Below are 4986 nucleotides of genomic sequence, written 5' to 3' on the forward strand. Positions count from 1 at the left end.
GGAGGGCCAACCTCCATCACCAGCACAGCACCGCCTTCAGAAAGCACGACCTCCTACATCGCAACCTCCAACAGCGTTCGTGGCACACGAATCTCGACATCCTTCGATGTCTCCGACCGGGGCCAGGAGCGCCAGCCAGCCCGCGAGCCGAAGGAAGATCAGATACAGGAGCCGCAACGCCATGAACGACGATGATGCCGAGCGCACGCTCGAGTGCCAAACCGCTGGTCAACAGCGCTGGCCAAGTTTCCGGCACTCACAGGCACGCTCCACGTCCGACCGAATCGTGTATTGGGCAGGTAAAGATGATCTTTCGTCCTTTTTTACGGGTGATCCGCTTGGCTGGTCGTGATCTTGATCACCTACGTGAGGAGAGATGTGAACGTCCAGCACCCGTCACGGCGGCAAGCGTTGCGCACCTCGCTTACGGCGGCCTCCGCGCTGGCGGCGACCCAGGCAGTCGCCACACCTGCCCGACCGGACGCCCCGCAGGCAGGTCCGGGAGGCCAGTACGCCCGCAACGTCGAGCTCGTCGGATACACCGACATGGACCACAGACCGGCCTTCAAGATGGCGATCCGCCGTGTGGGCAACCGGTGGTTCCTCTACACCGGCCACTTCTGGGACTCGGGCTGGAGCGTCGTGGACGTCACCGACCCGCGGCGGCCGGAGGTGGTGGCGTTCGTGCCAGGGCCGAAGGACACCTGGACACTGCAGGTCGATGTGCACGGCGACATCATGGTGACGGCGCTGGAGCAGATCTTCTCCAACTTCGGCGGCGATCCCGCGGCCGGCTTCGAGGAGGGGATCTACATCTGAGACATCAAGGATCCCGTACGCCCGCGCCGGCTCGGCCACTACCGGACCGGTGGAACCGGCACGCACCGCAACCTCTACCCTGGCGGCCGCTACGTGCACGTGGCGGCGGGGGCGCCGGGATTCCGGGGCAACATCTACACCATCGTCGACATCGAGGACCCGGCCCGGCCCAGGGAAGTGAGCCGCTGGTGGGTGCCGGGCCAGCGTGACGGCGAGCAGGTGCCGCCGCCTGCCGAACGGCCGCACACGCACGGCTTCTGCTGCGCCAACAGCGCCGACGTGTCCCTGCACGGCCCTCCGTACGTCGTCGGCGACCTGGCCTACCTGCCCTACGGCGCGGCCGGGCTCATCGTGCTGGACATCTCCGACGTGACCACGCCCGTACCCGTCGGCGGCCTGAACTTCAGCCCGCCCTTCCACTCCCGTTTCGGCGTGCACGGCGTGTTGCCGGTCCCCGACAGGAAGATAGCGTTCGCCAACTCCGAGGACGTCTCCTACGGAAAGGGAGCCGCTCCGCACGCTTCGATCGTGGACATCTCCGACCCGGCGCGCCCGTGGCTGTTGTCCCTGTTCCCCACGCCCGAGCCGCCGCCGGGAGCACCGTACCCGGACTTCTCGAGCAGGGGCGGCTGGAGCGGCCCGCACAACATCAACCACCACCAGCACCATCCCGACGTGCAGCGCCAAGGCGACCTCTTCTACATCGCGCACTTCAACGCCGGGCTACGGGTCTACGACGTGTCCAATACCCGACTGCCCCGCGAGGTGGGCTACTTCGTGCCATCGGACCCCACCCGCAGGTACGGCCCGATGCCCGAAGACCGGCTCGTGGCGCAGACGGAGGACGTCGTGGTGGACCGGCGTGGCTACATCTACATCTCCGACAAGAACCAGGGCGTCCATATCCTGCGCTACACCGGCTGACGGAGCACCGAGCCGTCCAGGCCCTGCGCCGGAGTAACGCTCGCACTGCTGATGACCTCGGCCGTGCAGAAGCCCGGCTTTGACCGCCACCCGATCACGCCGCAGCCGGAGGCGGTCCCGAGCAACCCACCAATGGAAACACGGCAAGGCGCTCCCGGCCGACTTCACAATCTCGTGCATGACCCGGCGACGCTGCTGGTGGCGTTCGACCGGGTCGCGGGCAACCAGGGCGCCAACGCGCCGGGCGTGGATGGTGTGACGGCCGCCGACGTCGAAGAGGCAGTTGGCGTTGCCGGGTTCCTGGACGATCTACGCGCCCAGCTCAAAACGGGCGCGCTCCAACGGCTGCCAGTGCCGGAGAAGACGATTACCGGCAGCGGGGAGCAGGGAGAGAAGCTGGCGGCGGGATATGTCCGGCACGCCGAGCTCCAGGCCGTCCGGGGATCTGCCGGGCTCACCATTCATGATCGATTTCTGTCAGCTCAGAAGGCGGCAGCGGATAGGCCGGTCAACTGGCGTGTCCTTGTACGCCGCCTGGTCAGTGCGGCTGCGACTCCTCGCGCAGAAGCCACGATCGCCGCGCGAGACGCAACGACGAGGCGCTCGGCAACCAGAGCAGCTCAGGCGTGTGCGAGGGCGGGCGGTCGCCATTGAGGAGGAAGCCCTCGCAGGCCGTGGCGGTGTCCGGAAGGCGTGTGTCACGGGAGGTCGACGCGGGTGATGGAGAGGGTGCCGCCCTCACCGAGATCGTTGAACAGCACGGCTGAGCCGTCCGGTGCGAAGACCGGGTGGGGGTGGGCGGGGTGGCGGGTCGCACGGGTGTGCGGGCGGGCGGCGTCGTGCCGCCCTCCACCAGGTCCACCAGCAGCACGTCGGCGATCCGTCGGCGCCATCCCAGCTCTTGCCGGGCGGTCCACAGGTCCGGTCGTGTCGACCACCGCGAGCGTGCCGTCCCGGGTGACGTCGCAATGCGACCGTTGATCTTGTCGCGGCGTCAACGTTTTCAATGATGGCATGGACGCCATACCGTTCGACCGGCCCCACCCGTTGGAACCGCCACCTGCCTACGCACGCCTGCGCGCCACCTCTCCCGTGGCCAGGGTGCTCACTCCCGACGGGCAGGAGGTATGGCTGATCACCTCGTACCAGGCCGCGGCGATGGTGCTGTCAGACCGCCGTGTCGGTGTCGCGCCGCCCGGCGCCGACACCACCGGCAACGACACGCTCTTCCAGGACGGCGAAGCTCACATCCGCCTGCGCCGCGCGGTCTCCCACGCCTTCGGCCCGCGTGCCCTGGACAAGCTCGTCCCCCGCATCGAAGGGCTGGCCGAGGAGTACGTCAGAGCCATGACCGACATCACAGATACCTCGGAGGAGCGATCAACGAGTACCGCCGAGCCGCCTAGCTCGAAGGACGGCCTCACTGCCTTCTACGCAAGTCAGATCCCAGCAGAGGGCTGCAGCTGGACCGGCACGGGATCTGACGTAAACCCGAACCCGGCTGGCACGTGTGCGACATCCCGACCGTGTTCCACCTCGACCACGTTCGGGGTTTGGCAACGGTGAGCAGCAGCAGGCCGAGCTGTTCGAGCGGGTCGGGCATGCGCGGGATGAATGGACTTCGCCGACGTGCTCGCGTTCAAGAGCGCCGTACTGGCTCGTCATCACGCCAGCGGCACACGGGTGGGCCGCTGGATCAGAGGGTGCGCTGTCCGACCAGGCCAGCATTCGGCCTCGTCGATAACGGCCTCCTGACCAGCCCTATCAGCCCTTTCCGGCTTACTTGGTCTGCCTCCCCACATCGGGTGCATCCTGGCCACGCTGGATCTCCGTGATCGGCCTGGGTCGTGGTGCTCGCCTACGAGGTCGGACCGGTCGCCCCGGTCTTCTCCGCCGCTCGCCAGGCGTTAGCCACGGTACTGCGCGCCGTGGCTACGGTCCGAGGGTTTCCGGCCGCGGCCCGGTGAGGTTCCCGGCGTTGAGTACCGTAGTGACCTTGAGGGCCCATTCACTGCCATAGCGCAGCCCGTTGTCGTCCATCCAGGCGATCACCGGCCGGCCCTGGCCGTCCAGGGTCATGGCCATGCCAGCGCCGGGGCCGTACCGGATCCTGCCCACGACGGCGCTCTCGCACCGGCCGCCCGAGCAGGCAGCCAGCATGATCTGGTGTGCGGCGGGGTCCTGGTAGGCCACCAGCGCCCGCCCGGCCGCGTCCGTCACCACGGCGGGAAGCGTGTTGGCGTGGGACGGGCCCGCCAGCGCGACCGGGTCGATCTGGGCGCAGCCACGGTCACGGCAGTCGAGCAGTTCGACCGAGCCGTCCCGCATGTCGCGGTGGACGATGGCCGGGCGCCCGTCGGCACGCATGGCCATGGACACACCCCCGCGCACGCGGCTCCGGTACGAAGGTTCCGTGCCCTGGCCGTCCTGAGCCGCCGTCACGCGCGGCGTCGTGCAGGCCGCGTCGGTGCAGGTGATCACGGACAGGGTGCCGTTCCTGGAGTTGAGCCGCGCGGCCACCGGACGGTCGTCCGCGCCGACCGCCACCGCCAGGCTGCGCTCATTGCTGGTACCGAAGGCCGGCTCCAGTTCGGCGGACATCTTCCGCTCGGGCCGGGAACAGGCCGGATCGTCGCAGAAGGTGAAGGAGACCGTGTCCGACCTGGGCTCGGACGGGGGTTGGCCCGCCGGTCGCTCGTTCTGACGCGTCTCCACGACGACCAGGCCGCCGTTCGGGCGTACCGCGAGCGCCACGGAGCTGCCTTCCGGGTCAAAAGTGGGCTCGGACAGCGGTTTGCCCTCCGCCGGGGACACGCACCCTTTGCCGTCGCAGATCAGCAGGCCGAGCCGGACGGCGTTCCCCAGGCGGCCCCGGACCTGGGGGTCCGCGTTCCAGGTGGTCAGAACCAGGCGGCCGTCGGCCAGCCGGGCGCTGGCACCGACGGGTCCCGTCTCGGTGCGCTCCTGACGGGCCCACGCGAACGAAGTGTCCCGGCAGGAGGCGTCCACGCAGGTGAGCAGCCTGGTCGAGCTGTACACGCTGTCCATGACCATGGTCAGCGGCCGGTCCGTGCCGGGATACACGGCACGCAGGTCGACGGCGGACAGCGAGGGACCGCCGGTGCCGCCCGAGCCCCTCGACCCGCGCGTCCATCCCTCGGTCACGTTCGTCTCGGAGACCTCCACCCAGCCGAGCGGGTTGGTCAGGGCGACGCCGCCGTACAGCAGACCCGGCAGCGCCAG

General features: G+C 68.9%; 7 protein-coding genes. 5 read left to right on the forward strand and 2 right to left on the reverse strand.

Going from position 1 to position 4986, the window contains the following annotated elements:
• From ACWEPL_RS64875 to ACWEPL_RS64890, 4 genes are all read left to right on the forward strand, one after another.
• Positions 1-195 (forward strand): hypothetical protein (locus ACWEPL_RS64875; protein WP_452442973.1); only part of this gene is annotated, 195 nt, incomplete at its 5' end.
• 183 nt (positions 196-378) lie between these two features.
• On the forward strand, positions 379-819 hold the full coding sequence (locus tag ACWEPL_RS64880; protein WP_452442975.1) for a hypothetical protein: 441 nt from the start codon (positions 379-381) through the stop codon (positions 817-819).
• Between the two features lie 93 nt (positions 820-912).
• Positions 913-1743, forward strand: a complete 831-nt coding sequence (locus ACWEPL_RS64885; RefSeq protein WP_452442977.1) for an LVIVD repeat-containing protein — start codon at positions 913-915, stop codon at positions 1741-1743.
• Positions 1744-1794: 51 nt separating this feature from the next.
• Positions 1795-2397 (forward strand): hypothetical protein, encoded by a 603-nt coding sequence (locus tag ACWEPL_RS64890; RefSeq protein WP_452442979.1) that lies wholly within the window; start codon positions 1795-1797, stop codon positions 2395-2397.
• A gap of 44 nt (positions 2398-2441) precedes the next feature.
• Here ACWEPL_RS64890 and ACWEPL_RS64895 read toward each other — a convergent pair whose 3' ends face one another.
• Positions 2442-2636: a hypothetical protein gene (locus ACWEPL_RS64895; RefSeq protein ID WP_452442981.1), complete on the reverse strand. Its 195-nt coding sequence runs from the start codon at positions 2634-2636 to the stop codon at positions 2442-2444.
• 121 nt (positions 2637-2757) lie between these two features.
• Here ACWEPL_RS64895 and ACWEPL_RS64900 point away from each other — a divergent pair, with 121 nt between their 5' ends.
• Positions 2758-3309 carry a hypothetical protein gene (locus ACWEPL_RS64900; protein WP_452442982.1) on the forward strand — a complete coding sequence of 184 codons (552 nt, stop codon included), beginning with the start codon at positions 2758-2760 and terminating at the stop codon, positions 3307-3309.
• A 366-nt stretch (positions 3310-3675) separates the two neighbouring features.
• On the opposite strand, the gene ACWEPL_RS64905 is transcribed toward ACWEPL_RS64900, so the two are convergent.
• Positions 3676-4986: hypothetical protein (locus ACWEPL_RS64905; RefSeq protein WP_452442984.1), on the reverse strand; the 1311-nt coding region annotated here is incomplete at its 5' end.

Source organism: Nonomuraea sp. NPDC004186 (assembly GCF_053603495.1).